The following is a 26,763-nucleotide window of genomic DNA, read 5'->3' as shown; positions in this document are numbered from 1 at the left end:
ATACGGGTACGGAACCCCGCCAAAGTCAGGAAGTTGCGGGAACATGCATTTTCGCGCAACGTCTTGCAAGTCTCGGTTGGCCGCCGTGAGGCGTTTAACCCTTGAGAAGCAGATTAAGATAAAGGTTTCTCTCTCAATCTGTCTTTCAGGCACCTACTGTCTTTGACTTTGGCTTTACAGCTTTACTGCTATTTATTTCAAGATCGCGCTGATGTCAGCGAGATCGATGTTGACGCCGGGGCCCATGGTGGAAGATACGGAGACCTTCTTCATATAGGTACCCTTGGCGGCAGCCGGCTTAGCCTTCTGGAGGGCTTCCACCAGGGCGACCACGTTCTGCTTCAGGGTGTCGGCGGCGAAGGAGACCTTCCCTACCGGGGCGTGGACGATACCGGCTTTCTCGACGCGGAACTCGACCTTACCGGACTTGGATTCCTTGATGGCGCGGGCCAGGTCGAAGGTCACGGTACCGACCTTCGGGTTCGGCATCAGGCCGCGGGGACCGAGGAGCTTACCGATCTTGCCGACCACACCCATCATGTCCGGGGTAGCGATGGCGGTGTCGAACTCGAACCAGCCGCCCTGGATCTTGGCGACCAGGTCATCGGCGCCAACGTAATCGGCACCGGCCTCGCGGGCCTCCTTCTCCTTCTCGCCCTTGGCGAACACCAGGACGCGTACGTCCTTGCCCAGGCCGTTCGGGAGCACCACGGCGCCACGAACCATCTGGTCGGCGTGACGGGGATCGACGCCCAGCTTCACCACGAGGTCGACGGTCTCGTCGAACTTGGCGAATGCAGCGCCCTTGACCAGCTCAATGCCGTCCGCGAGGGGATAGGTTTTGGTCCTGTCGACCTTGGCGCGAGCCTCTTTAAGCTTCTTTGACATAGACATTTCTAGTTACCCTCTCTTTACTTAAACTATTTCAACGCCCATGCTGCGCGCGGTGCCTTCGATGGTCTTCATGGCAGCCTCAAGGCTAGCTGCGTTGAGGTCGGGCATCTTCTTGGTAGCGATCTCGCGAACCTGGTCCTTGGTGAGCTTGCCGACCTTGGTCTTGTTGGGGACCGCGGAGCCGCTCTGGAGGCCGAGAGCCTTCTTGATGAGAACCGGAGCCGGCGGGGTCTTGGTGATGAAGGTGAAGGACCTGTCGGCGTAGACGGTGATGACGACCGGGGTGATGGTACCCTCGTCCGCCTGGGTCTTCGCGTTGAATGCCTTGCAGAACTCCATGATGTTGACGCCGTGCTGACCGAGTGCGGGACCGATCGGGGGAGAGGGGTTAGCCTTTCCTGCGGGTACCTGCAGCTTTATATAACCGGTAATTTTTTTCGCCATTTTCCTACTCCTTTATCATTCCTTCGAACTGCCTGAAGCGTCTTATAGGTAACAGCCGGGTCGCCCCTACTGCTTTTCTACCTGCATGAACTCGAGCTCGACCGGGGTGGCGCGCCCGAAGATGCTGACCATGACCTTGAGTTTCCCCTTGTCGGGTTTCACGTCCTCGACTACGCCGGAGAAGTTGAGGAAAGGACCGTCGATGACCCGCACCGTCTCGCCCACCTCGAAGAGAACCTTGGGACGGGGCTTCTCGGCGCCCTCCTCCATCCTCTTCGTGATCTTGGCAACTTCGTCGTCCGGGATCGGGAAGGGGTTGTTGCCTCCGACGAACCCGGTCACTTTAGCGGTCTCTTTGACCACGTGCCAGGTGTCGTCGTTCAATTCCATGTTAACCAGGATGTAGCCGGGGAAGAACTTCCTGGACGAAGTCTTCTTCTCACCCTTTTTCAGTTCGACGACGGTTTCGCACGGGATCAGGATCTCGCCGAAGAACTCCTCCATCTCGAGGTTCTTGATGCGCTCGGCAAGCGAGAGGCGCACCTTGTTCTCGAATCCGGAGTAGGTGTGTACGCCGTACCATTTATGTGCCATTTTTCAGTCCCCTAGCGAAGTATCGACCTGATGAGCTTAGTAAGGACCGCGTCGCAGGCGCCAAGATACAGAGAGATGATCACGATGATGACGACGACTACCTGAGCTGTAGAGATGGTCTCCTTGCGGGTCGGCCAAGTCACCTTGGCGAGTTCCGCCTGTACGTCCTCAAAAAAAGTCTTGGCTTTAGCGAGCACTTGTCACTCCCACTTGGTGAAATCGAAATAAAATGGCAGGCCAGGAGGGATTCGAACCCCCAACACCCGGTTTTGGAGACCGGTGCTCTAGCCGTTAGAGCTACTGGCCTGCGGCGGGGATCCCAGAACACCGGGATCCCAAACTGTACTATTTGGTTTCTTTGTGCAGAGTGTGCTTCTGGCAGAAACGGCAGTACTTGTTGAACTCCAGTTTCTGAGGCGTATTTTTCTTGTTCTTGGTGGTCGTATAGTTACGCTGTTTGCACTCGGTGCAACCAAGGGTGATGATGTCTCTAGGCATGTCTTTGTGTCCTTTTCAAACTAATTTAAAAAGAGCATCGCGTTTCGCACCGGGGAAACCGGCAACGAAACGCGCGCTCGATGTACCTTACTCGATGATGGAGGCTACGACACCGGCGCCGACGGTGCGGCCGCCTTCGCGGATTGCGAAACGCAGACCTTCGTCCATCGCGATCGGGGTGATCAGGTTGACGGTCACCGAGACGTTGTCGCCAGGCATAACCATCTCGACGCCTGCCTCGAGGTCAACGATCCCGGTCACGTCGGTGGTCCTGAAGTAGAACTGCGGGCGATAGCCGTTGAAGAACGGGGTGTGACGGCCGCCTTCCTCTTTGGAGAGGATGTAGGCTTCTGCCTTGAACTTGGTGTGCGGGGTGATGGAGCCCGGCTTGGCCAGAACCTGGCCGCGCTCGATCTCTTCACGCTTCACGCCGCGCAGCAGCGCGCCGATGTTGTCGCCTGCGCGACCTTCGTCGAGGAGCTTACGGAACATCTCGACGCCGGTGACGGTGGTCTTGGCGGTGGCCTTCATGCCGACGATCTCGACCTCCTCGCCGACTTTCACGATGCCGCGCTCGACACGACCGGTTGCGACGGTGCCGCGACCGGAGATGGAGAACACGTCCTCGACCGGCATCAGGAACGGCTTGTCGATGGCGCGAACCGGCTCCGGGATGTAGGTGTCGACAGCTTCCATCAGTTTCATGATTGCCTGCTCGCCCAGCTCGCCGGCGTCGCCTTCGAGCCCTTTGAGAGCGGAACCCTTGATGATGGGGATATCGTCGCCCGGGAAGTCGTAGGAGGAGAGGAGTTCGCGAACTTCCAGCTCGACCAGCTCGAGGAGCTCCTCGTCGTCCACCATGTCGGCCTTGTTCAGGAACACGACGATGTAGGGGACGCCGACCTGACGCGCAAGCAGGATGTGCTCGCGGGTCTGCGGCATCGGGCCGTCAGCTGCGGAAACAACCAGGATGGCGCCGTCCATCTGCGCCGCACCGGTGATCATGTTCTTAACGTAGTCGGCGTGACCCGGGCAGTCGACGTGAGCGTAGTGACGCTTGTCGGTCTCGTACTCGACATGGGCGGTAGCGATGGTGATACCACGCTCGCGCTCTTCCGGTGCGTTGTCGATCTGGTCGAACGCCTTGAACTCGGCCTGGCCTTTGCCTGCGAGTACCTTGGTGATTGCTGCGGTCAGGGTGGTCTTGCCGTGGTCGACGTGACCGATGGTCCCTATGTTCACATGCGGTTTAGTTCTTTCGAATTTAGCTTTAGCCATGAGGAATCCTCCCTGATGTATCGACAGCTTTTTATGGATAGCTTTTGTTTGTTTTTTAAAAAAGAGAGTGGAGCCCACAACCGGATTCGAACCGGTGACCTCTTCCTTACCAAGGAAGTGCTCTACCTACTGAGCTATGTGGGCTTATTCAATTTTTGGAGCGGGAAACGGGACTCGAACCCGCGACCCTCAGCTTGGAAGGCTGACGCTCTAGCCAACTGAGCTATTCCCGCCCATTCCCTGCTTGAAGTTTTTTGACTCGATTCGCCACCCACTCACCCAGTACCAGCGACCTCACGATCTCCTGGATTGAGCAGACGTTCATCTCATCTGAAGTTTGTATGGTGGAGGGAGGAGGATTCGAACCTCCGAAGTCGATGACGACAGATTTACAGTCTGTTCCCTTTGGCCGCTCGGGAATCCCTCCAGACAGAAGTGCTTGCTAATTGTCAGTTGGAGCTGACGATGGGACTCGAACCCGCAACCTGCTGATTACAAGTCAGCTGCTCTACCAGTTGAGCTACGCCAGCCGATTCCGCTACCATCGCGTCCTACTTTGCTTCGAAACCTTGCGTTGCGAAGCGAATCCCTTTTCTAAAGCAAAACCCCTTTGGTGTCAATCTCTTTTTTTTCAGGGATGAATTTTTTTTCGAGCATCACCGTATACGTCGATCGACTCATAGTACCCACCCCCCCAGTGCATTGGGAAAAGAAACACTATATCGGCCGTTTCCAGTTGCGCAAGAAAAACCCTCGCACTCTTCCTGTCCCGTTTGCATTTAGATCACAAGTCTCACCCGCGAGTCAGAATAATTCGCCGGAGTCAAAAAAAAGGAAACACCCCTCACAAGAAGACGAGAAAATACCCGGGGTACAGTCAGCCCCGTTTCCCCTGGCAACAGTTGCCATCTGCTGCAACTGTAACGGCGACATATCGCAAGCCCTGTGTCTGTACTCATCCCCCGCTCACCGCTATAGTTGATCCAGCTAACGCCATAAGGGGGAACCGGACATGGACTTGTGTCTCGACAAAGGGGAGTTGCTGAGAGTAGAAGCCGGCACAGAAGGCTTGACGCTACGCTGCCTGAAGGGAACCATCTGGCTCACCGTGGGGAACGGCAGGGATTACCTGTTGCAACCCGGAGCGAGGTTCGAGGTGAAGCGAGAGATGTCTGCCATAGCCGAGGCTCTCGACCCGGTGGAGATGCGGCTGTATCCGGCCCTCTTCGATGGGGCCGCCATAGCACCCATCGCCAACCACATCCAGGTTCGTCTGGCCCTCTAAGCCTCGCTCTCCCCACTGGCGCCTAGAAGACAGCGGCGGGCCTTACGCCTACCCCTGGCGCACCGGCGCCTGCGCGAGGGGCCCGACCACCGTGGTCCAGGCGCGCACGCTCCATTTGGCAACGAGGCCGTTCAGCACGTAAGGGTCCGCCTTGGCAAACGCCTCGGGGACCTCGGGCGAATCCGCCTCGAAGAGCAGCACGGCGCCATCGGCAGGATCGGCCAGAGCACCTCCCAGCAACAACTCGCCCCGTTCCACCGCGCCCCACGCAAGCGCCAGATGCTCGGCGCGATACTCGCCGCGGCGCTCCAGGTAATCGGGCGCCACCTCGTAGAACAACAAGTAGTGCATCCCTATCTCCTTCCCGGCCCGAAGAGTTCTTCCGCCGCGTCTTCCCTGCCGCATTCCCTGAGCGCCTGCAGGCAGCTCTTCCTCTCCTCCGGCACATGGTAGAGCAGCAGCGATTTCTGCAGCCCCTTCTCACGGTCGGTCTTCGCCACGTACATCTTCTCCCCGGTATAGGGATCGACGCCCGTGTGGTAGATGCAGGTGGAGAGGGTGCCCGGTGTCGGGGTGAAATCCTGCACCTGCTCTACCTTCATCCCCCAGCGCTTAAGCATCAGGGCCAAATCCACCATGTCGGAAAGGGTGCACCCGGGATGCCCGGAGATGAAGTACGGGATGATGTACTGCCTTTTCCCGACTCTCGCGCTCTCCTTCATGAAGGAGTCGCGGAAGCGCTCGAAGCAGGCTTTTCCCGGCTTGCGCATCGCGGAGGTGACACGGTCGGTCAGGTGCTCTGGCGCCACCTTCAAAAGGCCGCTCACGTGATGCGACACCAGCTCGCGCAGGTAGTTGGGCTGGCGCTCCAACAGGTCGTAGCGCACGCCGGAAGAGACGGCAACATTTTTCACCCCGGAGATCTTCCGGGCCTTGGCGAGAAGCCTGGAGCTCCTGGCGTCGGCGGTGACCAGGTTGCCGCAAAGTTTGGGATAAAGGCAGCTCTCCCGGCGGCACTTGCCCCCCGCCTCCTTGTTGCCGCAGGAAAGTCCGAACATGTTGGCCGTCGGTCCGCCCAAATCGCTCACGCTCCCCCTGAACCAGGGGAGCGCCGCCAGCCGCTCCAGTTCGCGCAGGACACTTTCCTCGCTTCTCGACTGGATGGTCTTTCCCTGGTGATGGGTGATGGCGCAGAAGGCGCAGCCGCCGAAGCACCCCCGGTGCGTGGTGATGGAGTTCCTGATCTGCTCGTAGGCGGGGATCGCCTCCTTGTATTTCGGGTGCGGCGCCTTCACGAAGGGGAGCGCGTAGATCGCGTCCAGTGCCTGCTCGGAGAGGGGCCAGGCCGGCGGATTGCAGACCAGAAAACGCTCCGCGTGGCGCTGCACCACGACCCTGGCGCAGGCAGGGCTCTGCTCCCCCGACAGAAGCCGGAAAGATTGGCCGTAGGCAGCATTATCGGAAGCGACCGTCTCAAAGCTGGGAAGCTCCAGCAATTCCTCTGCATCCGGAGGGGTGGCTGCGACATAGGCTGTCCCCCTGATGTCCCTTATGGAGGCGAACGGCTCCCCCTTCTGAAGCCGCCGCACCAGTTCCAATAGCGGCGTCTCCCCCATGCCGTAGACGAGCAGGTCCGCCTTCGCGTCCAAGAGCGCCGAGCGGCGCACCTTGTCCTCCCAGAAGTCGTAATGGGCAAAGCGCCTGAGACTCGCCTCGATGCCGCCGATGACCACGGGGACGTCGCGATAGGCTTCCTTGAGCCTGGAGGTGTAGACGATGATGGCGCGGTTGGGGCGGGCGCCGTGGCGGTTGCCGGGGGTGTAGGCGTCATCCCGGCGCAGCTTTCGGGCCGGCGTGTAATGGGCGACCATGGAGTCCATGGCGCCGGCCGCGAGCGCGAAGAAAAGGCGCGGGCGCCCCAAGGCCATGAAAGGCTCCTTGCTGCGCCAGTCCGGCTGGGGGATGATGCCCACGCGTAACCCCTTCGACTCTAAGAGGCGCGCTAAAAGCGGCACCCCGAACGAGGGATGGTCCACGTAGGCGTCGCCGGTCACGAAGATGACGTCGAGTTCGTTCCAGCCGCGCGCTTTTGCTTCGGAGAGGGAGATGGGGAGAAACTTGCCGGGAGATTGCTTAGGTCGTGCGTGTTTCATAAAAACCTTGAACCTTTAACACGGAGAACATCTGAGGACGTCTGAGAATAACCGAAGCTGGAGCTTTGTTTCTCTCCGTCTTTGCTTTTCTCAGATCCTCTCAGATGTTCTCCTTGCCAAGGGTTTTGACTTTAAGGAAAGACCGGCAGGAGATCCAGCCCGAGGGTCTCGGGTAGGCCGCACATCAGGTTCATGTTCTGCACCGCCTGCCCGGAAGCACCTTTCACCAAGTTGTCGATGGCGGAGATCACGATGACCCGCCCGGTCCTCTGGTCGACTGTGATGCCGATGTCGCAGAAGTTGGAGCCCCTGACGTGTGCCGTAGAGGGAAGAACCCCTTCCGGCAACACCCTGACGAACGGCTCGCCGTCATAGAACGCCTGATACAAAGCGATCAGGTCGGCGGCCTTGACGCTCCCGGTCGGCTGGGAGTAGATGGTCGAGAGGATGCCGCGGTCCATGGGAACCAGGTGCGGGGTGAAGGTGATGTTGAGCGGGTTTCCTGCCAGAAGCGACAGCTCCTGCTCTATCTCCGGGATGTGCCTGTGCACCCCCCCCACGCCGTAGGCGCGGAACCCTTCGTTCACCTCGCAGTAGAGGTTATCCACCTTGGCTCCGCGCCCCGCACCCGAGGTGCCGGACGCGGCGTCCACGATGATGGATCTGGGATCGATCACCTTCCCCTTCAAAAGCGGCGCAAGCCCCAGGATGACACTGGTCGGGTAGCAGCCGGGGTTGGCGATCAGCGAGGCCTCGGCGATCTCGGCGCGGCGCAGTTCCGGGATGCCGTACACAGCCTCCGGCAAAAGCTCGGGGTTCAGGTGCGGCTCGTACCATTTGCCGTAGGTATCCGCATCGTGAATGCGGTAGTCGGCGGAAAGATCGATGACGTCCTTGCCCATCTTCATGAAGGTGGGCACCACTTCCATGGCGGCCTTGTGCGGCAGCGCCGTGAAGACGATGTCGACCTTCTCCGCGATCCCTACCGGCTCCAGGTTCTCCAGGACGATGTCGCACCTGCCGCGCAGGCTCGGGAAGACGGAGCTGACCGGGCGCCCGGCGCTTTGTTCGGAGGTGACGCAGGTGACGGCGACCTCGGGGTGGGAATGCAGGATACGGATAAGTTCGACGCCGGTATAGCCGCTGGCCCCGACGATGGCAACCTTGATCATGAAAAGCCTCCCTTCTCACAACGGAAAAAAATAAGCCCGATGTTAGCACACCAAAACCATTAACAAGGAGGAAATCTGAGGATGTCTGAGAAAAAGACAGAGAACAGCAAAAGCTTTTCTCCTGTTTCTGCTTTTACTCAGATTTTCTCAGATGTTCTCCGTGTTAACGGTTTTGAAACAGCAAAAGGAGGAACCCTTGCGGATTCCCCCTTTGTAAAGCTGAAACAGCCTGTCCCGGCAGCGGATTAACGCTTGGAGAACTGGAAGCTTGCGCGAGCAGCCTTCTTGCCGTATTTCTTTCTTTCCTTGATACGGGAGTCGCGGGTGATGAAGCCCGCTTTTTTCAGCGTGCCACGCAGATCGGCATCGGCCTCGATGAGAGCCTTGGTGATGCCGTGCTTGATGGCGCCCGCCTGGCCGGAATCGCCGCCGCCCTTGACGGTGCAGAAGATGTCGAACTTGCCGACGTTCTCGGTCAGTTCGAGCGGCTGCATGACTACCATCTTGGAGGTCTCCCTGCCGAAGTAGTTGTCAAGAGTCTTGGTATTTACAATGATCTCGCCGTTGCCGGGCTTGATCCAAACCCTGGCGATCGACGACTTCCTTTTCCCAGTTGCGTAAAAGCTGACTGCCATTTTATATCTCCTGATGAACGAATTAAATGTTCAGATTCTTCGGGTTCTGAGCCGCATGCGGATGGGCTCCGCCACTATAGATCTTAAGCTTCTTCAGCATGTGGCGGGCAAGCTTGTTCTTGGGAAGCATGCCTTTGACAGCCTTTTTCAGAAGCTCTTCCGGCTTCTTGTCGAGAAGTTTGCCGGCAGTGATCTCTTTCAGGCCGCCCGGGTACGAGGAGTGGCTGTAGTAGGTCTTGTCGGCGAGCTTTCTGCCGGTCAGGGCGATCTTCTCCGCGTTCACGACGATGACGAAGTCGCCGGTATCGACACTCGGGGTGAAGGTCGGCTTGTTCTTACCGCGCAGCACGTTGGCGATTTCAGTCGCAACACGGCCGAGCACCTTATTATCCACGTCAACCAGGTACCAATCCCTGGTTACTTCTTCTTTTTTGGCAACTTGCGTCTTCATCGAAACCTCACAGCTATCTGGAATTAGCACATTAACTTACGGAAGTTTGAGAATCTAATCCATTCCCCACTTCATGTCAAGACAAAAAACCGAAAGGAAAGATTAACGGTTTATAAAAAGCAGTATCAGTCGCACTTTTCCTGATAGTAGACCTGCATCAGGCAAAGCCCCTGCGGAGGCACAGTCATGCCGGAGTTCTGCTGCCGGTCGCCCCCTTGAAGCAGTCGCGCCACGTCCTCGACGCTTTTCTTCCCCTGCCCCACCTCGATCAGGGTCCCGGTGATGATGCGGACCATGTTCTTCAGAAAGCCGCTCCCCTTCACGTCCAGATGCAGCAAGCACCCCTCCTGCACCAGGTCCATGCTGTAGATCCTGCGCACCGTGGTCTTGGCGGCGCAGTTGGAAGCACGGAAGGCGGCGAAGTCGTGCTCGCCGACGAAAGCGGCGCAGGCGGCTCTCATCGCCTGGATGTCGAGCTTTCCCTTAAGGCGCCAGACCGTGAGGCGCGACAGCGGGGAGCGCAGGTCGTCCAAGAGAATGGTGTAGCGGTAGTGCTTCGCGTGCGCGTCGAAGCGGGGATGGAATTCCAGCGGGACCTCGCACGCCTCCCGCACCGCGATGTCGCCTGGAAGGAGGCAATTGAGCCCCTCCCGGAAGGCGCGCAGCGGCATGGCCTTATCGGTTTTAAAGCAGGCCACCATGCCGCGGGCATGCACGCCCGCATCGGTGCGGCCGGAGCCGTGCAGGGGGGTCTTCTCCCCCAGCATGGCCGCCAAGGCCTCCTGCAATACCTCCTGGACCGTGCGGCCGTTCGGCTGCACCTGCCAGCCGCAATAGGCGGTGCCATCGTATTCTATGATCAGCTTGATGTTACGCATAACTCTTTCCGCGGACCTGTCTGACCTGTCTGACCTGTCTGACCTGTCTGACCTGTCTGACCTGTCTGACCTGTCTGACCTGTCTGACCTGTCCGACAGCCTTACTTCAGGTACTCCTCCACCAGCAACTCCGCGATCTGGACTGCGTTGGTGGCGGCGCCCTTTCTGAGGTTGTCGGCGACGACCCAGAGGTTGAGGCCGTTGGCGACGGTGTCATCCTCGCGGATGCGACCTACCAGGGTCAGGTCCTCGCCCGCCGCGTCCATCGCCATCGGGTACTCGCCGTTGGCGGGGTTGTCCACAAGTTCCACGCCGGGCGCGTCTTCCAAAAGCTCGCGCGCCTTGGCCACGGTGATCTTTTTCGCGGTCTCTATGTTCACCGACTCGGAATGCCCGTAAAAGACGGGAACCCTGACGCAGGTGGCGGTGGTCTTGATCTCCGCCTCCATTATCTTCCGGGTCTCGTTCACCATCTTCATCTCTTCCTTGGTGTAGCCGTTGTCGCAGAAGGAGTCGATCTGCGGCAGGCAGTTGAAGGCGATGCGGTGCGGGTAGACCTCGTTCTTGGGCGGACGCCCGTTCAAAAGCTCGCCGGTCTGCTTGCGCAGTTCGTCTATCGCCTTGTTACCAGTGCCGGAAACCGCCTGGTAGGTGGAGACGACGATCCGCTTGATGGAGCCGAAATCGTGCAGGGGCTTCAAGGCGACCACCATCTGGATGGTGGAGCAGTTGGGGTTGGCTACGATCCCCTTCTTGCGGTAGCCGGCAAGCGCGTGCGGGTTCACCTCGGGGACAACCAGCGGCACCTCCGGGTCCATGCGCCAGGCGCTGGAGTTGTCGATGCAGACCGCACCCGCCTTGGCGGCGGAGGGGCAGAATTCTTCGGAGCGCGCCCCCCCTGCGGAGAAAAGGGCAATGTCGATCCCCTCGAAGGAGTCGTGCTTCAGCTCTTCCACCGGCACCGGCTTGCCGTTGAACTCGAGGACCTGCCCGACGCTGCGGACGCTGGCCAGGAACTTTATCTTCCCCACCGGGAACTTCCGTTCCTCCAGGCACTCGATCATCTGGGTCCCGACCGCGCCGGTCGCGCCTACCACTGCCACGTTCCAAAGTTTCTTCATACTGTTACATCTCCTCAAGACAAAAACGGGAGCGCGCCACCCTTGAAACCGGGGACGCGCTCCGTTTATCATCGTTTCGGTCGACAATCGCTCATCGTCAATTGTCAATTATCCATTGTCAATTGCAGTTTACCGCTCCTTCAGGATCTGCAGCATGCGGCGCAGCGGCTCGGCGGCACCCCAAAGGAGCTGATCGCCGCAGGTGAAGGCGGAGAGGTACTGCGGCCCCATCTTCATCTTCCTCACGCGGCCGACCGGCACGGTGAGCGAACCGGAAACGGCTGCCGGGGTGCACTGAGCCAAAGTCTCCGCCTTGGTGTTGGGAACGAACTTGACCCACTGATTGTCGTTCTTGATCATCTCCTCGATCTCGCCGATGGGGATGTCCTTGTTCAGCTTGATGGTCAGCGCCTGGCTGTGGCAGCGCATGGCCCCCACGCGGACGCAGATGCCGTCGACCGGGATCGGGTTCGCGGTGCCGAGGATCTTGTTGGTCTCGGCATACCCTTTCCATTCCTCGCGGCTCTGCCCGTCCTCGACCTCGCGGTCGATCCAGGGAAGGACGCTACCCGCGAGCGGAAAGCCGAACTCCTTGGTGGGGAGATCGCCCCCCCTCAGGGTCTGGGTCACCTTGCGGTCGATCTCCAGGATGGCGGAGCCCGGGGTGGCCAAGAGATCGGCTACCGAGCCCTGCAATACGCCCATCTGGGAGAGGAGTTCGCGCATGTTGGGAGCGCCCGCGCCGGAGGCTGCCTGGTAGGTCATGGAGGTGATCCACTCGACAGCACCCGCCTTGAAGAGCCCGCCCAGGCCCATGAGCATGAGGCTCACGGTGCAGTTGCCGCCGATGTAGTCCTTGACCCCTTTGGCAAGGGCAGCGTCGATGACGTTGCGGTTGATCGGGTCGAGGATGATGACGGCGTCCTTCTCCATGCGGAGCGTGCTGGCCGCATCGATCCAGTACCCTTTCCATCCCGCCTTGTTCAGTTCCGGGCGCACCGCCTTGGTGTAGTCGCCACCCTGGCAGGTGATGATCACGTCCAGCTTCTTCAGCTCGTTTATGTCAGAGGCGTCCTTGAGCGTCCCGGCGTTCATCGGGGCGGGCTGCCCCACCTGCGAGGTTGTAAAGAAAACCGGCTCTATTCCCTGGAAATCGTTTTCCTCCTGCATACGCTGGAGAAGAACGGAGCCTACCATGCCACGCCAACCGACCAGTCCGACTTTCATAGGCGACCTTCCTTTTCTGTCTGTATTTAAATATATGCACCGGCGGGAGAGTCCCGCCTCTACCGTGTTGCGCGTCGAGGGGACTGGCTCCGCCAGGTGCCTGTCCCCCTGAATCTGTCCCCTTGAATTAGAGGTTGGCGATGATGGCGTCGCCGATCTCCTTGGTGTTCACCAGCTTCTCGCCTGCCTTCTCCTGATAGATGTCCCTGGTGCGGTACCCGCCGTCCAGCACCTTGGCGACCGCCTTGTCGATGGCGTCGGCCGCCTCGATCATGCCGAAGGAGTAACGGAGCATCATCCCCGCCGAGAGGATCTGGGCGATCGGGTTGGCGATCCCCTGGCCTGCGATGTCCGGGGCGCTCCCGCCGGAAGGCTCGTACATGCCGAAGGTCCCCTCGGCCAGGGAGGCGGAGGGAAGCATCCCCAGAGAGCCGGTCAGCATGGCCGCCTCGTCGGAGAGGATGTCGCCGAACATGTTCTCGCAAAGGATCACGTCGAACTGCTTGGGCCACTTCACGAGCTGCATCGCGGCGTTGTCGACGTACATGTGGGAGAGCTCGACATCCGGGTATTCCTTGGCGATGTTGATCACGATCTCGCGCCAGAGGACGGAGCTGGAAAGGACGTTGGCCTTGTCGATGGAGCAGACCTTCTTGCCGCGCTTTCTCGCCGCCTGGAATGCTACGTGCGCGATGCGCTCGATCTCCGGGACGCTGTAGCGCATGGTGTCGACGCCGACGCGGTTACGCCCCTCGCCTTCGATCCCTTTGGGCTGGGAGAAGTAGATGCCGCCGGTCAGCTCGCGGATCACCAGGATGTCGAAGCCTCCTGCGATGACCTCTTCCTTCAGCGAGGAGGCGCTGGTGAGCGACGGGAAGATGATGGCCGGACGCAGGTTGGCGTAAAGGCCGAAGATCTTCCGAAGCGGCAGCAGGGCGCCGCGCTCGGGCTGCTCGTCCGGGGGAAGTGTTTCCCACTTGGGTCCGCCGACGGAGCCGAAAAGGATGGCGTCCGAAGCCTTGCATATGTTTACGGTGGTCTCGGGAAGCGCACGACCTTCCTGGTCGATTCCCGCCCCGCCTACGTTGGCGTGGGTCCGCTCGAAAGTGACATCGTAACGTTTCTCGACTGCATCGAGCACCCTCAGTGCTTCAGCCATAACCTCGGGACCTATGCCGTCTCCTGGCAATACCGCCACTTTAAAAAGCTTTCCCATCACATGACCTCCCAGATGTATTAAATTAGCGATTCTATTTGCGACCGGCCGCTATTGTCAACATAAAAAAGCCCGTCAAACATACGTTTAGCGACCCAAACCAAGAGAGGGGAACGGCTTAGTCATAGAGAGCGGATCCGAGCATGGTACAGACAGTCGCCACTGACTGCATCGCTCAATCTCCTCGACAAGAGTTGGATAAAGCTCAGTGCGGTGAAGTAATGGTCCTGTATACCTTTTACCCGTTCCTGCGCCTATGCTTTTTAGTTCCTATTCATGAAAAGTTATGATATATGCTTCCAACCTTGATACAGTAACCTGAGCGCGGTCCCCTCAAAGGTCGACCAGCTATGTCAGGACCCATTTTTGCCGGCGCGGGCAAAACGGCCTAGACAAGCTCATTAAAGACGGTATGATACCCCTTTAACCTAGAAGGGGCGACTACGCCGCCGCCAGCCGTTGCCGGCAGGACGGCCGTTTCCGGACAACTCTCCGGTCCGCCGACAGGGGGTTTCCTTGCCCGACTACCAAAGGCCCGTTGGGCCGGCATGCTATCAGGAGGCACCATGCTTTCCCCTTCCCACTTACGGCATCTCGTTGCCGCCTTCTCCCTCTTTGCCATGACCGGTTGCTGCACGACTTCAGGAAAACAGGTCATCGGCAACCCCGAGGTGCCCTATCCGCTTCCGTCTGCGCCCAAGGTGGGGGACATAATCCACCTCCCCACCGGGGTCCTGGTGACCCCGGAACAGATGAAGAAAGTCGCCACCGACGCACGGGTGGTCTACGTGGGGGAGACCCATGACAACCCCGCCTCGCACCGCCTGGAACTGGACATGCTGAAGGCCCTGGAAGAGCGCTACCCGGGAAAGGCCGCGCTCGGCATGGAGATGTTCACCAGGTCCCAGCAGCCCGTCCTGGACCGCTGGAGCGCAGGCGAGCTGGACGAAAAAACCTTCGTGAAGGATTCACACTGGTTCGATACCTGGAAGATGGATTTCGACTATTACCGCGACCTGCTGCTCTACGCCAAGGAAAAGCGCATCCCCATTATCGGGTTGAACGCTGAGAAAAGCCTGGTGCAGGCGGTGCAGAGCAAGCCCCTGGAGGACCTAAGCGCCGAGGAAAAGGCGCAGCTCCCCGAGCTCGACCTCTCCGACCCCTATCAACGGGCGCAGACCGAGAGCATCTTCGCCGGGCACAGCCACGGCAAGATGGCGGCCGAGGGTTTTCTGCGCGCTCAGACGCTTTGGGACGACACCATGGCCGAGACGGCGGCACGTTTCCTGGAGAGTCCGCAGGGGCAGGACCGTCACCTCCTGGTGGCGGCCGGCGGCAACCACGTAAGCTACGGGTTCGGGATTCCCCGCCGCGTCTTCCGCCGCGTGCCGAGTTCCTATGTAACCATTGGAGGGCACGAGGTGGTCGTCACCAGGCAAGTGCAGCCGGAAACCATGGATGTTGAGCTCCCGGGGTTTCCCATGGTGGCCTTCGACTTCCTGGTCAACTTCGCCTATGAGGAACTACCGAAGAGAGACGTGATGCTGGGGGTTGCCTTCGATAACGACCCGAACAAGCGCGGGCTGCTGGTTAAAACCGTGATCCCCGAATCGAATGCGGCGCGCGCCGGAGTCAAGGAATGGGACCTGCTGCTAAGCCTGGACGGAGAGCCTCTTACTGAGGCCTTCGACCTGATCTACGCGGTAAAGCAGAAACACGTGGGCGACCGGGGCACGCTGAAGCTTGAGCGAAACGGGGCACCGCTAAGCGTCGAGGTCGAATTCAAACAGAGCGAGCCTTACCAGCACGGCAAGCAGGAAAATGCGGCCCCCCAAAAGGCGCCATGACACCGAAATCTTTTGGAGGATAGGATATGTATGCCATGAGTAATGTCGGAAACACGATTGCAATGGTGCTGGCAGGCGGCAAAGGGGAAAGGCTCAGCCCGCTGACGACACGCAGGGCAAAACCGAGCGTCATGTTCGGCGGCAAGTACAAGATCATCGACTTCGTGCTGAGCAACCTTTTCAACTCAGGGATCAAGAAGGTCTACATCCTGACCCAGTACCGCGCCTACTCGCTCACCAAGCACATCCGGGAGTCCTGGGGCAAGTGGACCGGGCTTGGGGAGTTCTTCGTCTCCATCTCGCCCGAGACCAGCTCCGAGAGCGAAGAGTGGTTCAAGGGGACGGCCGATGCGGTCCTGCAGTACCTGAGGTTCGTCGAATCCTCCGACGCGGACTACGTCGCCATCTTCGGCGGCGACCACATCTACAAGATGGATGTGAGCCAGATGATCGACTACCACCGCAGAAACCGCGCCGACCTTACCGTCGCCGCGCTGGAGGTCCCGGTCGAGGAAGCCAGCCGCTTCGGCGTCTTCTCGGTCGACGAGGATTACCACATCACCGCCTTCGCCGAGAAGCCGGCACATCCTGAGTGCATCCCGGGGCGGAGCACCTGCTTCGCCTCCATGGGGAACTACATCTTCTCCACCAAGAAGCTGATCGAGGTGCTGCAGGAGGGGAAGAAGCGTTACGAGGATCTGGATTTCGGCAAGCACGTCATCCCGATGATGCTGGAACACCGGGACAAGGTGTTCGCCTACAACTTCAACGACAACATCATCCCCGGGATGAAGGCGGAGGAAAAGGGGTACTGGAAGGACGTAGGAACCCTCGACTCATACTACGAGGCCAACATGGACCTCATCAACGTCTCGCCGCAGCTGAACCTGTACAACTACAAGTGGCCCATCCTCACCAACCAGGGGAACCTCCCCCCCGCGAAGACCGTCTTTGACGAAGAGGGAAGGCGCGGCATGAACATAGACTCCTACGTCTGCGCCGGGTGCATAACCAGCGGGGCCACGGTGAGAAGGACCATCCTCGGCCCGCGCTGCAAGGTGAACAGCTTCAGCCTGGTGGAGGACTCCATCCTGTTCGAAAACGTGACCGTGGGGCGCAACGTCACTATCAAGAAAGCGATCATCGACAAGAACATAGTCATCCCCGACGGCACGCAAATCGGCCTCGACCATGACCAGGACCGGCTAAAAGGGTACCGGGTGACCGAATCGGGGATCGTCGTGGTGTCGAACCCCGACGCGAGGTAAGCCCCCGCCCGCGGGGTAAAAATCGCAGGCGACCGGAGCGCTGATGGGAAGCGAATCCAAAAAGAGAGCGGCACGGGAGATAGGGAAGATAGTCGGGATCTACGCGCTTTTCGGAAGCGCCTGGATCTACCTCTCCGGGTATGCCCTCGTCTGGCTGGTAACGGACCCGCACCTGGCGAACCAGATAGAGGTGTACAAGGGGCTCCTCTTCATCCTAGTCACCTCCGCGCTTTTGTACCAGTTGATCACCCGCTTCGCCAAAAGGCTCGCGGAATCGGTAGAAAAGCTGGAGGAGAGCGAGGCGCGCTTCCAGGCCATCTACCACAACGTGAACGACGCCCTGCTGATTCACGAGCCGGGCGGACGGGTAACCGACGTGAACCGCACCATGTGCAGCATGTTCGGCTACAGCAGGGAAGAAGCGCTGCAACTTGGCGTCGGGCAGTTAAGCCAGGGGGAGCCACCCTACTCCGAGCAAGAGGCGCGACACCTGCTCACGCTTGCGGCGCAAGGGGTCCCGCAGACGGCCCAGTGGCGCAGCAAAAAGAAGAACGGGACCTTGTTCTGGTCCGAGGTCAGCCTGCGCCGGGCCACCATCAACGACGAAGAGCGGATCATCGTCATGGTGCGGGACATCGCTGCCCGAAAGGAAGTCGAGGAGGCGCTTAGGCAAAACGAGGAAATTCTCAAGCTATTGATGGAGGAGATGCCGGCGGGGGTGGGATGGTCGGACGAAGGGAGGGTAATCCAGTACCTGAACGGCCTGCTCAGCGAATGGCTGGGCCTTGCCTGTTCCGGGAAGCCAACCCTGGAAGACCTGCTGCAACGCGCCCTGCCCGACCCTGAGTATCGCGCCCGGGTCCAGCGGCTGTGGGACGCCGGCATCGGCGAAACCCTGAAAAACGGCACCCCCATCCCCCCCATCGAAGCGAAGCTGACCTGCAGCGACGGCTCCATCAAGCACGTCATACTCAACACCCGCCTGATCCACCACCGCATACTCTTCATCTTCACCGACATCACCAAATGGGAAGCGCTGCAAACCGAGATCCTCAAGGCGCAGAAGCTGGAATCGCTGGGGATCCTGGCCGGCGGCATAGCCCACGATTTCAACAACATCCTCACCGGCATCCTGGGCAACATCTCCTTTGCCGGTCTGTTGACGGCAAGCGATCACCCGGCGCGCAGGCCCCTGGAGCACGCGGAAAAGGCGTCCCAGCGCGCGGCGGAACTGGCGCACCAGCTCCTTACCTTCTCCCGGGGAGGGGAGCCGCTGAAGAAGGTGGTTTCCGCGGCGCAACTGGTACGGGAATCGCTCGCCCTGTCGCTGCACGGGTCCAAGGTGCAGACCGAGGTGGAGATCCCCGAGTCCCTGCACGCGATAGAGGCGGACGAAGGGCAGATGAGCCAGTCCTTCAACAACGTGATCATCAACGCCTGCCAGGCCATGCCGGATGGGGGGGTATTGAAGGTGAAGGCGGGAAACGTCTCGCTAGATGCGCAAAACGAGTTGGGGCTGGCAGCGGGGGAGTACATTTGGATCTCGTTCATCGATGAGGGGTGCGGCATACCGTTCGAGGAACAGAAGATGATCTTCGACCCCTATTTCACCACCAAGGCAGACGGCACCGGGCTGGGGCTGGCCTCCGTGCACTCCATTGTTTCCAGGCATGCGGGGAAGGTGGAGGTGATCAGCGCGCCCGGGAAGGGCACCACCCTCACCTTCTACCTCCCCTCGACGGGAGGAGTCATGCCCGAACAGGAGAAGAAGTCTGCAGTGCCCTGTCCCGCGGAGGGCGGCGAGGGTCCCGTGCTGGTCATGGATGACGAGGAGGCGATCAGGACGCTGGCCGAAGATCTGCTGACCCATCTGGGGCACGCTACGGTCACCTGCGGCACAGGGGAAGAGGCGGTCCGGCTCTACAGGGAGGCAAGCGAGGCAGGGCACCCGTTTTTCGCCGCCATCATGGATCTGACCGTACCGGCTGGCATGGGGGGGCGGGAAGCCGCCCGGGAGATCCTGGCCTTCGATCCCCAGGCCCGGCTCATCGTCTCCAGCGGCTATTCCAACGACCCGGTCATGTCGCGGTACGCCGATTACGGGTTCTGTTGCGCCGTGGTGAAGCCGTACCGTTGGGCGGACCTGCAACAGGCACTGCAAAAAAAGAGCTAGCCGCGCCTGTCCGACCCCTGGCCGGCCAGCGCCCTACCCCGTGACTGCAATCACCTCTTCGTAAGTGGAGATCCCCTCCAGCATCTTGCGGATGGCCTGCTCCCTGAGCGTGACCAGGCCGTCGCGGCGGGCGACCGCCTGCAACTCGGCCAGGTCGAGCCGCTCCGAAATAACCCCCTTCACCGCTTCGTTCACGTCCAGCACCTCGAAGATCCCGGTCCTCCCCTTGTAGCCGGTGCCGCGGCACTCTGCGCACCCCTCGCCGAACCAGACGGTTCCGGCGCGCTTGAGCCCCAGGTATTCGAGCTCGTCGGGGGCAAGCCGGCGCTCCTTCTTGCAAGCCGGACATATCTTGCGCAGCAGCCTCTGCGCGATGATCCCGACCACGGTGGAAGAGATGAGAAAGGGGGGGACGCCCAGGTCGATGAGCCTCGTCACCGAAGAGGGAGCGTCGTTCGTGTGCAGGGTGGATAGCACCAGGTGCCCGGTGAGCGCCGCCTGCACCGCGTTCTCGGCCGTCTCCTTGTCCCGGATCTCCCCGATCATGATGATGTCCGGGTCCTGCCTCAGCACGTTTCTCAACACCTTGTCGAAGGTCACCCCGATCCCGGACTGGACCCCCACCTGGTTGAACTCCTCCATCACCATCTCGATGGGGTCCTCCACGGTGACGATGTTGACCTCGGGCGAGGAGAGGGTGCGCAGGGACGAGTAGAGCGTCGTGGTCTTGCCGCTGCCGGTAGGTCCGGTGACGAGGATGATGCCGTTGGGCCTGCGCAAAAACGAGCTGTAGAGCTGGTACTCCCGCGGATAGAAGCCTATCTGGTCGAGCTCCTGCATCAGCACGTCGGGATCGAAGATCCTGATCACCACCTTCTCGCCGAAGGCGACAGGGAGCGTGGAGACGCGCAGCTCAACCTCCTTTTCCTGGTGGTTGGTCTTGATCCGGCCGTCCTGGGGACGCCTCTTTTCGGCGAGGTCCATGCGGGAGAGCATCTTGATGCGGGAGACGATGGGGGGGTGCAGCTGCTTGGGTACCACGTGGACGTTGTGCAGCACGCCGTCCACCCTGAGCCGCACCAGGGATTTCTCCCTCTTGGGCTCGATGTGGATGTCGCTGGCGCGCTGGTCGAAGGCGTACTGCAAGAGGAAATCCACGGCGGAGATGATGTTGCGGTCCGTTCCCTCGATCTCGTGCCCGGTCTTCATGCGCACGAACTGCTCGAGGTTGCCGAGGTCCACCCCCGCCGTTACCTCGCTCTCGGCGGCCTGCACCGAGGCGCGGAAGCCGAAGAACTCCCTGAGTATCTTGAGGATGTCGTTTCTGGAGGCTAAGACGCGGCGGAACTCCATCCGCTTGATGGATCTGAGCTCCTCGACGACCTCCTCGTTGAAGGGGTCGGCTACCGCCAGCACCACCACCCCCTCCTCGTATCCCACCGGGACGATGAGGTGCTTCAAGGCGAAGGGGCGGGAGATGTGCGCCGTGACCAGATCGAGATTGAGCTTCATCGGGTTGATCTTGAGATAAGGAAGCCCGACAGCCTGTGCCAGCACCTCCGTGATGGCGTCCTCGGTCAGAAGCCTCCCCCCCGCTCCCGGAATCTCCAGGTTGAAGGAGGCGATCACCTCGGCAGGAGAGGCCTTTTCCGGCGCATGCAGCACCCGGCGAGAATAGCCGGCCTGCTGCGCGCCGGCCAGCCGCTGGGCCTGCGCCTCACCTTGGGCGAGCAGCACCTGGAACTGCTCCTCGCTGATCATCTGGCGCTGCAGGAGTATCTGTCCCACATTCTTAATGGTGAACATCTTCTTCCTGTGCATGCGTGCGGTTCCTCTCTCATTATCTTAAAGCTGGGAGTATCAGCGAGAACCTTAATAATGTCAAGGGTGTCCAAGATTGACAATGGACGGCCGACCGATATCATTAGATTGTGCCTAATAACCGGCGCGAATTCAGATGCCCAAGGAGGGGTACCATGTTTGAACTTTTCGAGAAGGTAATGCTCACGGCGCTCGGCGCGGCGGCGATCACCCAGAAAAAAGGGGAGGAGTTGGTCCAGGAGATGAAGTCCCGCTACAAGATCAGCGAGGAGGAAGGAAGGGCGTTCCTGGACCGGATCCAGGAGATGGTCAAGACGGGGCAGCAGCGCTCCGCGGAGATGGCGGAGACCGAGGTGAAGAAAGCGCTCGACCGTATGGGAATGGTGTCCCGCGAGGAGTACGACCGCCTGGAGCGGCGCGTGCGGGCGCTTGAGGCGCTCCAGGTGCAAAACCTGAGCGTCGAGGCGGAGGAAGAGTGTATAGAATCCTGAACATCAACCGTAACGTCCGGAGCATCCGGCGTTACCGGCAAATCATCACCGTGATGGGCGGGTATGGCCTCGGTCAGTTGCTGGAGTACCTGAACCTGGGGCACGTCGTGGCCCTGTCGCGCCGTATGCTGCGCCGCCCCAACAAGGCGGCTAACCTCTCGGCACCCGAGCGCCTGCGCCTAGCCCTGGAAGAACTCGGGCCGACCTTCATCAAACTGGGGCAGCTCCTCTCCACCCGCGCCGACATCATACCCCCCGCATTCGTGCAGGAACTGGCGCGCCTGCAGGACGAGATACCCTGCATCGACTTCGAGGAGATAAAGGTACAGATCGAGCACGAACTGGGGGTCCCGCTGGAAAGCCGGTTTCTCCACGTGGATCAGGTGGCGATCGCCGGGGCGTCGATTGCGCAGGTGCACCGGGCCACGCTGATCACCGGCGAGGACGTGGTGGTGAAGGTGCGCCGTCCGGGCGTGATTGAGGCGGTCGAGACCGACATCGACATCCTGATGGGAGTGGCGCTGCTTTTGGAGCGCCACATGGCCAGAAGCGACATCTACGACCCGGTTGGGGTGGTGCGGGAATTCTCCTACACCATCCGGCGGGAGATGGACCTCTCCCGCGAGGGGCACGCCATCGAGCGCATCCGCGACAACTTCAAGGGGGGGCCCGACCTTTATTTCCCGCAGGTCTACTGGGAGGCGACCGCCAAGGGTGTGCTCACCACCGAGTACGTGGACGGCATCAAGGTGAGCGACATCTGCGCCATCGAGAAGGCGGGGCTGGACCGGCGCGAGATTGCGCGGCGCGGCGCGACGGCGTTTCTGAAGATGGTATTGGAGCACGGTTTCTTCCATGGCGACCCACACCCGGGCAATGTGATGATCCTCCCCAACAACGTGATCTGCCTGCTCGACTACGGCATGGTGGGAAGACTCGACCCCGCGGTGAAGCGCTACCTGACCGACGTCCTCGGCGCGGTGATACACCGGGACGTCGAAGGGCTCGCCTATATCGTGGCGGAGGCCGGCGACGCGGGCGAGAACGTCAACATGCACGCGCTCAAAAAGGGGCTCGCCGAGTTCATCGACAGCTACTTCGAGATCCCGCTCAAGGAGATCGTGGTGGGGCGCATGCTCCTGGAGTTCATCGACCTGATCTCCACGCATCGCATCAAGGTGCACCCGGACCTCACCATGCTGGTCAAGGTGCTGGTAGTGGTGGAGGGGATGGGGAGAAAGCTCGATCCCGATTTCGACATGGTCGGGCACCTGCGGCCGTTCCTGGAGAGGGAGTACAGGGAGCAGCGCTCCCCTGGGCGACTGCTGCGCGAGATGGAACAGGGGCTGGAGGGATACCTGACCCTGGCGCGCAACCTGCCGCGGGAGCTGAAGGAGATCCTGAACAAGATCAACCGGAACAAGTTCCGCATCGACCTGGAACACCGGGGGCTGGACCGCTTCAGCCGTGAGCTCGACCGCTCCGCGAACCGGGTCTGCCTGAGCCTCATCATAGCGGCGCTCCTGATCGGCTCCTCCATCGCCATGCAGACCAACCACGGCCCGATGCTCTGGGGGCTCCCCGTATTCGCCTTTTTCGGCTACAGCTGCGCCGGAGTAGTCGGCATCTGGTGGATGATCGCCATCCTCCGCTCCGGCAGACTGTAGCAAAAAAGCCACACCCGCCGTTGCTTTTCCACCACACGGGCATTTTCGCCACAGCTCCCGCGAGCCCCCCGTCCCTGCCCCACACCTCTATACCGCCGGAATGTCTATACTTTTAACCCTCACGAGCAAGACCGACGCTTTGGCGCGCTCCTTGCTTGATAGTCCGCATACTGATTATCAGGGAGCACGCAGATGATATTCCAGCAGACCTTGGGCAACAAAGCAACATTCAGCGGCATCGGACTGCACACGGGTAAGACCATTACCCTGACGCTGCGCCCGGCCGAGGCCGGAACCGGCATCGTCTTCCACAGGGTTGACCTCGCCCCCGCCGTCTCGATCGAGGCGCACGCCTCCAACGTCGTCAACACCAGGCTCTCCACCACCATCGGCCGCGGCGACGCGAGCGTTTCGACCATAGAACACCTGATGGCAGCCCTCTACGGCTGCGGCATCGACAACGCCCACGTCGACATTGACGGCCCGGAAGTCCCGATCATGGACGGCTCCGCCGCCCCCTTTGTGGCCGCGATCACCAAGGCCGGGGTTAAGGTTTCCGGCAAGGCGCGCAAGTACCTCGTGGTTAAGAAACCGGTGACCGTCGTGGACGGGGACAAGAAAGCGACCATCATACCCTCGCGCCACTACAAGATCTCCTTCGACATGCAGTTCGCCCACCCGGCGGTAAAGAGCCAGTTCCGCTCCCTGGAATTCAGCCAGGAAAGCTTCATCGGCGACTTCGCGGCGGCCAGAACCTTCGGCTTTCTGGCCGAGGTGGAGATGATGAAGTCCCACGGCCTGGCGCTGGGGGGGTCCTTGGAGAACGCCGTGGTAATCGGCGATAACGGCGTCATCAACCCGGAAGGGCTCAGGTTCCAGGACGAGTTCGTGCGCCACAAGATCCTCGACTCCGTAGGCGACCTCTCCCTCACCGGCCACCGCCTCATCGGCCACGTGAAGGCGACCAAGTCGGGGCACGACCTGAACCACAAGCTGGTCACCGAGCTTTTGAAGCGCCCGGACTGCTACACGCTGATCGAGTTCACCCCCCAGGCCTTCAACGCTCCGTTCAACATCGGCATACCGGAACTCTCCTGGCTGGAGGCTTAGAGGCAGATAGAGATAAAGATTAAGATTGAGACTAAGACAAAGATTAAGCGAATCGGAGCAGCCACCAGACAGGGGCTGCTCTTTTCGTTTACAGCTCCTTTTGCACTACTTGAAATCCCGCAACCTTTCGTATAGAGTGCCCAAATGCCGATTTCAGCCGAAAAAGGGGGAACGCCCCCGCAATACCAGGGGCCGGAACTTTCCGCCGGTGAAGTAAGGAAAAGAAAGCGCGAGGCCATAATCGTCTGCCTCTCGCTGTTAACCATCTGCCTCCTCACCTACCTGGAGATCCACCTCTCCCGCCTAAGCGAGCAGGTGCCGATGGGCAGCAACATCGCCATCTTCGGCATGGTAAACCTGATCATCCTCCTCATCATCCTGCTGGTCTACCTGGTCTTCAGAAACATAGCCAAACTGGTCCTGGAGCGGCGCAAGAACACGCCGGGGGCGAAGCTGCGCACGAAGCTGGTGCTTGCCTTCGTCACCCTCTCGCTGGTCCCGACCATGCTGCTGTTCTTCGTCTCCGCCGGCTTCATCAAGAACAGCATCTCGAACTGGTTCAACAAGCAGGTGGAGACCTCGCTCAACGAGTCGATGGAGGTGGCCCAGGTCTATTACCAGACCTCCGCGGCCAACGCCCTCTACTACGGCGAGCAGATCAGCACCGCCATCAAGGAACGTAAGCTTCTGAACGAGGAGAACCTCCCCAAGCTGAAGGCCCTGGTGCGCCAGAAACAGACCGAATATAACCTGGGGGTGGTCGAGGTCTTCTCGGCGCAGCGCGAGGAGCTGTTCCGGGCGGGCAATGCCAAGCTGCCGCTGGGTGAATTCACCAACCCCTCGTCAGAGGATATCCAACGCGTCCTCTCCGGGGCCAGGCTTACCCGCGTCAACGCCATCGGCAAGGCCGACCTGATCCGCGGCATAGTCCCCATCCACAGCAACTTCAACGAGAACGACGTGGTCGGGGTGGTGGTGGTCAACTACTACGTTCCCTACTCGCTGGTGTCCAAGATGCGGGAGATCTCCTCCTCCTACCAGGAGTTCCGCCAGCTGAAGATCCTGAAAAACCCGATCAGGACCGGATACATACTCACCCTGTTCCTGATCACCATGGTGATCCTATTCCTGGCCGTGTGGTTCGGGATGTACCTCGCCCGAAGCCTCACCATCCCGATTCAGGAACTGGCGGAGGCGACCCGGCAGGTGGCCGAGGGGAACCTGGACGTACACCTGGGCCAAAGCGGGGGGGACGAGATAGGGATGCTGATCTCCTCCTTCAACCGGATGACCGAGGACCTCCGGGCGAACCAGCTCGCGCTGCAGCACACCAACGAGGAACTGCAAAAGAGCAACCTCGAGTTGGAGCAGCGCCGCCGCTACATGGAGGCGGTGCTCGCCAACGTCACCGCCGGCATCATCTCGGTGGACAAGAACGGCCTGCTCACCACGGTGAACAAATCGGCCGAAAAGCTGCTCCTCATCGACACGGACAGGGTCACCGGGCAGAACTTCCGCGAGGTGCTGCGCCCGGAGCACCTGGACATCGTCAAGGGGCTCCTGCGGGACATGGTGCTTGCCAAGCACGACTCCATCGTGCGGCAGGTGGTGATCCCGATGCGCGACGCGGAGCTCACCCTGCTCACCAACCTCACCGTCCTGAAGGACGAAAATGACGCCTTCATGGGAATGGTGGTGGTGCTGGACGACATGACCTCGCTGATCAAGGCGCAGCGCATGGCCGCCTGGCGCGAAGTGGCCCGAAGGATCGCCCACGAGATCAAGAACCCGCTCACCCCGATCCAGCTCTCCGCCCAGCGGCTGAGGAAGCGCTACCTCACCCGGTTCGAGGGGGAGGAGGAGGTGTTCGACCAGTGCACCGCCATGATCATCAAGTCCGTGGACGAGCTGAAGGGGCTGGTGAACGAGTTCTCCAACTTCGCCCGGATGCCGGCCGCGGTGCTGAAGCCAAACGACCTGAACGGGATACTCAAGGAGGCGCTCACCCTCTACGACGAGGCGCACCGGCACATACGCTTCGTGCTGAACGCCGACGAGGCAATCCCCCCTATCCTTTTGGACCGCGACCAGATCAAGCGGGTAGTGATCAACCTCTTGGACAACGCCGTCGCCGCCATAGAGGGGGAGGGGGAGGGAGTGGTCGAGCTCAGCACCAGCTACGACAGCCAGTTGAAGATGGTCACTTTCACCGTTTCCGACACCGGTCACGGCATATCCGCCGAAGACCGCCCGCGGCTCTTCGAGCCGTACTTCTCCCGCAAGAAGAGCGGCACGGGGCTCGGGCTTGCCATCGTCAACACCATCATCACCGACCACCACGGCTTCATCAGAGCCAAGGAAAACTACCCCAAGGGGAGCAGGTTCGTCATCGAGCTCCCCGCTGACGCGGCATAACAGAAGCAGATAGAGATAAAGATAAAGATTGAGAAAACGAATAAAAAGCAGATTGACTTAAGATTGAGATTTAAGAAAGTTTTTGACTCTCCTTTATCTTTATCTCTATCTTTATCTGGTTTTTC

General features: G+C 60.2%; 25 protein-coding genes and 5 tRNA genes. 9 read left to right on the top strand and 21 right to left on the bottom strand.

The window, feature by feature from the left end; translation table 11 throughout:
* Positions 1 to 192: 192 nt before the first annotated feature.
* From rplA to GBEM_RS04565, 11 genes are all read right to left on the bottom strand, one after another.
* Positions 193 to 894: a 50S ribosomal protein L1 gene (rplA, locus tag GBEM_RS04615; protein WP_012529356.1), complete on the bottom strand. Its 702-nt coding sequence runs from the start codon at positions 892 to 894 to the stop codon at positions 193 to 195.
* A gap of 21 nt (positions 895 to 915) precedes the next feature.
* Positions 916 to 1,338 carry a 50S ribosomal protein L11 gene (gene rplK / locus GBEM_RS04610; protein WP_012529355.1) on the bottom strand — a complete coding sequence of 141 codons (423 nt, stop codon included), beginning with the start codon at positions 1,336 to 1,338 and terminating at the stop codon, positions 916 to 918.
* Positions 1,339 to 1,404: 66 nt separating this feature from the next.
* Positions 1,405 to 1,932, bottom strand: a complete 528-nt coding sequence (nusG, locus tag GBEM_RS04605; protein WP_012529354.1) for a transcription termination/antitermination protein NusG — start codon at positions 1,930 to 1,932, stop codon at positions 1,405 to 1,407.
* 11 nt (positions 1,933 to 1,943) lie between these two features.
* A complete protein-coding gene (secE, locus tag GBEM_RS04600; protein WP_012529353.1) occupies positions 1,944 to 2,129 on the bottom strand; it encodes a preprotein translocase subunit SecE in 186 nt (61 codons plus the stop codon).
* A gap of 33 nt (positions 2,130 to 2,162) precedes the next feature.
* Positions 2,163 to 2,239, bottom strand: a tRNA-Trp gene (locus GBEM_RS04595).
* Between the two features lie 38 nt (positions 2,240 to 2,277).
* Positions 2,278 to 2,430, bottom strand: a complete 153-nt coding sequence (gene rpmG / locus GBEM_RS04590) for a 50S ribosomal protein L33 (protein WP_012529352.1) — start codon at positions 2,428 to 2,430, stop codon at positions 2,278 to 2,280.
* 87 nt (positions 2,431 to 2,517) lie between these two features.
* The gene (tuf, locus tag GBEM_RS04585; protein ID WP_012529351.1) at positions 2,518 to 3,708 is read right to left on the bottom strand and encodes an elongation factor Tu; all 1,191 of its coding nucleotides are present in this window, start codon (positions 3,706 to 3,708) and stop codon (positions 2,518 to 2,520) included.
* Positions 3,709 to 3,776: 68 nt separating this feature from the next.
* Positions 3,777 to 3,852 (bottom strand) — tRNA-Thr (locus GBEM_RS04580).
* A gap of 12 nt (positions 3,853 to 3,864) precedes the next feature.
* A tRNA-Gly gene (locus GBEM_RS04575) sits at positions 3,865 to 3,941 on the bottom strand.
* Between the two features lie 109 nt (positions 3,942 to 4,050).
* Positions 4,051 to 4,135, bottom strand: a tRNA-Tyr gene (locus GBEM_RS04570).
* A 27-nt stretch (positions 4,136 to 4,162) separates the two neighbouring features.
* A tRNA-Thr gene (locus tag GBEM_RS04565) sits at positions 4,163 to 4,238 on the bottom strand.
* 482 nt (positions 4,239 to 4,720) lie between these two features.
* Here GBEM_RS04565 and GBEM_RS04560 point away from each other — a divergent pair.
* A complete protein-coding gene (locus tag GBEM_RS04560) occupies positions 4,721 to 4,993 on the top strand; it encodes a DUF2917 domain-containing protein (protein WP_012529350.1) in 273 nt (90 codons plus the stop codon).
* Between the two features lie 48 nt (positions 4,994 to 5,041).
* On the opposite strand, the gene GBEM_RS04555 is transcribed toward GBEM_RS04560, so the two are convergent.
* The 3 genes from GBEM_RS04555 to argC form a co-directional block, all read right to left on the bottom strand.
* Positions 5,042 to 5,344 carry a YciI-like protein gene (locus GBEM_RS04555; protein ID WP_012529349.1) on the bottom strand — a complete coding sequence of 101 codons (303 nt, stop codon included), beginning with the start codon at positions 5,342 to 5,344 and terminating at the stop codon, positions 5,042 to 5,044.
* 2 nt (positions 5,345 to 5,346) lie between these two features.
* Complete coding sequence (locus tag GBEM_RS04550) at positions 5,347 to 7,146, bottom strand: YgiQ family radical SAM protein (RefSeq protein ID WP_012529348.1); 1,800 nt, start codon at positions 7,144 to 7,146, stop codon at positions 5,347 to 5,349.
* A gap of 131 nt (positions 7,147 to 7,277) precedes the next feature.
* Positions 7,278 to 8,318 (bottom strand): N-acetyl-gamma-glutamyl-phosphate reductase, encoded by a 1,041-nt coding sequence (argC, locus tag GBEM_RS04545; RefSeq protein ID WP_012529347.1) that lies wholly within the window; start codon positions 8,316 to 8,318, stop codon positions 7,278 to 7,280.
* 81 nt (positions 8,319 to 8,399) lie between these two features.
* Between argC and GBEM_RS21410 the strand changes: the two genes are divergently transcribed.
* Positions 8,400 to 8,567, top strand: coding sequence for a hypothetical protein (locus GBEM_RS21410; RefSeq protein WP_169308683.1), 168 nt, complete (start codon positions 8,400 to 8,402; stop codon positions 8,565 to 8,567).
* Here GBEM_RS21410 and rpsI read toward each other — a convergent pair.
* The 6 genes from rpsI to leuB all read right to left on the bottom strand — a co-directional run bounded on the left by rpsI (position 8,564) and on the right by leuB (position 13,846).
* The gene (gene rpsI, locus GBEM_RS04540; RefSeq protein WP_012529346.1) at positions 8,564 to 8,953 is read right to left on the bottom strand and encodes a 30S ribosomal protein S9; all 390 of its coding nucleotides are present in this window, start codon (positions 8,951 to 8,953) and stop codon (positions 8,564 to 8,566) included. The genes GBEM_RS21410 and rpsI overlap by 4 nt on opposite strands.
* 22 nt (positions 8,954 to 8,975) lie before the next feature.
* Positions 8,976 to 9,404: a 50S ribosomal protein L13 gene (rplM, locus tag GBEM_RS04535; protein WP_012529345.1), complete on the bottom strand. Its 429-nt coding sequence runs from the start codon at positions 9,402 to 9,404 to the stop codon at positions 8,976 to 8,978.
* 125 nt (positions 9,405 to 9,529) lie between these two features.
* Positions 9,530 to 10,282 (bottom strand): tRNA pseudouridine(38-40) synthase TruA, encoded by a 753-nt coding sequence (gene truA / locus GBEM_RS04530; RefSeq protein WP_012529344.1) that lies wholly within the window; start codon positions 10,280 to 10,282, stop codon positions 9,530 to 9,532.
* Between the two features lie 101 nt (positions 10,283 to 10,383).
* Entirely contained in the window at positions 10,384 to 11,403 is a 1,020-nt protein-coding gene (locus tag GBEM_RS04525; RefSeq protein WP_012529343.1) for an aspartate-semialdehyde dehydrogenase, read from the bottom strand.
* A 129-nt stretch (positions 11,404 to 11,532) separates the two neighbouring features.
* A complete protein-coding gene (gene asd, locus GBEM_RS04520) occupies positions 11,533 to 12,630 on the bottom strand; it encodes an aspartate-semialdehyde dehydrogenase (protein ID WP_012529342.1) in 1,098 nt (365 codons plus the stop codon).
* A gap of 127 nt (positions 12,631 to 12,757) precedes the next feature.
* On the bottom strand, positions 12,758 to 13,846 hold the full coding sequence (gene leuB, locus GBEM_RS04515; RefSeq protein ID WP_012529341.1) for a 3-isopropylmalate dehydrogenase: 1,089 nt from the start codon (positions 13,844 to 13,846) through the stop codon (positions 12,758 to 12,760).
* 566 nt (positions 13,847 to 14,412) lie between these two features.
* Between leuB and GBEM_RS04510 the strand changes: the two genes are divergently transcribed.
* The 3 genes from GBEM_RS04510 to GBEM_RS04500 are packed head-to-tail and all read left to right on the top strand — an operon-like array spanning position 14,413 to position 19,134.
* Positions 14,413 to 15,693, top strand: coding sequence for a ChaN family lipoprotein (locus tag GBEM_RS04510; RefSeq protein ID WP_012529340.1), 1,281 nt, complete (start codon positions 14,413 to 14,415; stop codon positions 15,691 to 15,693).
* A gap of 26 nt (positions 15,694 to 15,719) precedes the next feature.
* A complete protein-coding gene (gene glgC / locus GBEM_RS04505) occupies positions 15,720 to 16,961 on the top strand; it encodes a glucose-1-phosphate adenylyltransferase (RefSeq protein ID WP_012529339.1) in 1,242 nt (413 codons plus the stop codon).
* Between the two features lie 43 nt (positions 16,962 to 17,004).
* Complete coding sequence (locus GBEM_RS04500; protein ID WP_012529338.1) at positions 17,005 to 19,134, top strand: hybrid sensor histidine kinase/response regulator; 2,130 nt, start codon at positions 17,005 to 17,007, stop codon at positions 19,132 to 19,134.
* A gap of 33 nt (positions 19,135 to 19,167) precedes the next feature.
* On the opposite strand, the gene GBEM_RS04495 is transcribed toward GBEM_RS04500, so the two are convergent.
* Positions 19,168 to 20,955, bottom strand: coding sequence for a GspE/PulE family protein (locus tag GBEM_RS04495; protein ID WP_012529337.1), 1,788 nt, complete (start codon positions 20,953 to 20,955; stop codon positions 19,168 to 19,170).
* Between the two features lie 155 nt (positions 20,956 to 21,110).
* Here GBEM_RS04495 and GBEM_RS04490 point away from each other — a divergent pair, with 155 nt between their 5' ends.
* The 4 genes from GBEM_RS04490 to GBEM_RS04475 all read left to right on the top strand — a co-directional run bounded on the left by GBEM_RS04490 (position 21,111) and on the right by GBEM_RS04475 (position 26,638).
* Positions 21,111 to 21,446 (top strand): phasin family protein, encoded by a 336-nt coding sequence (locus GBEM_RS04490; protein ID WP_012529336.1) that lies wholly within the window; start codon positions 21,111 to 21,113, stop codon positions 21,444 to 21,446.
* Positions 21,431 to 23,113: an ABC1 kinase family protein gene (locus GBEM_RS04485; RefSeq protein ID WP_012529335.1), complete on the top strand. Its 1,683-nt coding sequence runs from the start codon at positions 21,431 to 21,433 to the stop codon at positions 23,111 to 23,113. Before GBEM_RS04490 ends, GBEM_RS04485 begins: the two co-directional genes overlap by 16 nt.
* A gap of 192 nt (positions 23,114 to 23,305) precedes the next feature.
* Positions 23,306 to 24,223, top strand: coding sequence for a UDP-3-O-acyl-N-acetylglucosamine deacetylase (gene lpxC, locus GBEM_RS04480; RefSeq protein ID WP_012529334.1), 918 nt, complete (start codon positions 23,306 to 23,308; stop codon positions 24,221 to 24,223).
* Positions 24,224 to 24,367: 144 nt separating this feature from the next.
* Complete coding sequence (locus GBEM_RS04475; protein ID WP_012529333.1) at positions 24,368 to 26,638, top strand: sensor histidine kinase; 2,271 nt, start codon at positions 24,368 to 24,370, stop codon at positions 26,636 to 26,638.
* Positions 26,639 to 26,763: the final 125 nt, after the last annotated feature.

It is taken from the genome of Citrifermentans bemidjiense Bem, from assembly GCF_000020725.1.
GTDB lineage: Bacteria > Desulfobacterota > Desulfuromonadia > Geobacterales > Geobacteraceae > Geomonas > Geomonas bemidjiensis.
This window is presented reverse-complemented; position numbering and strand designations above follow the sequence as displayed.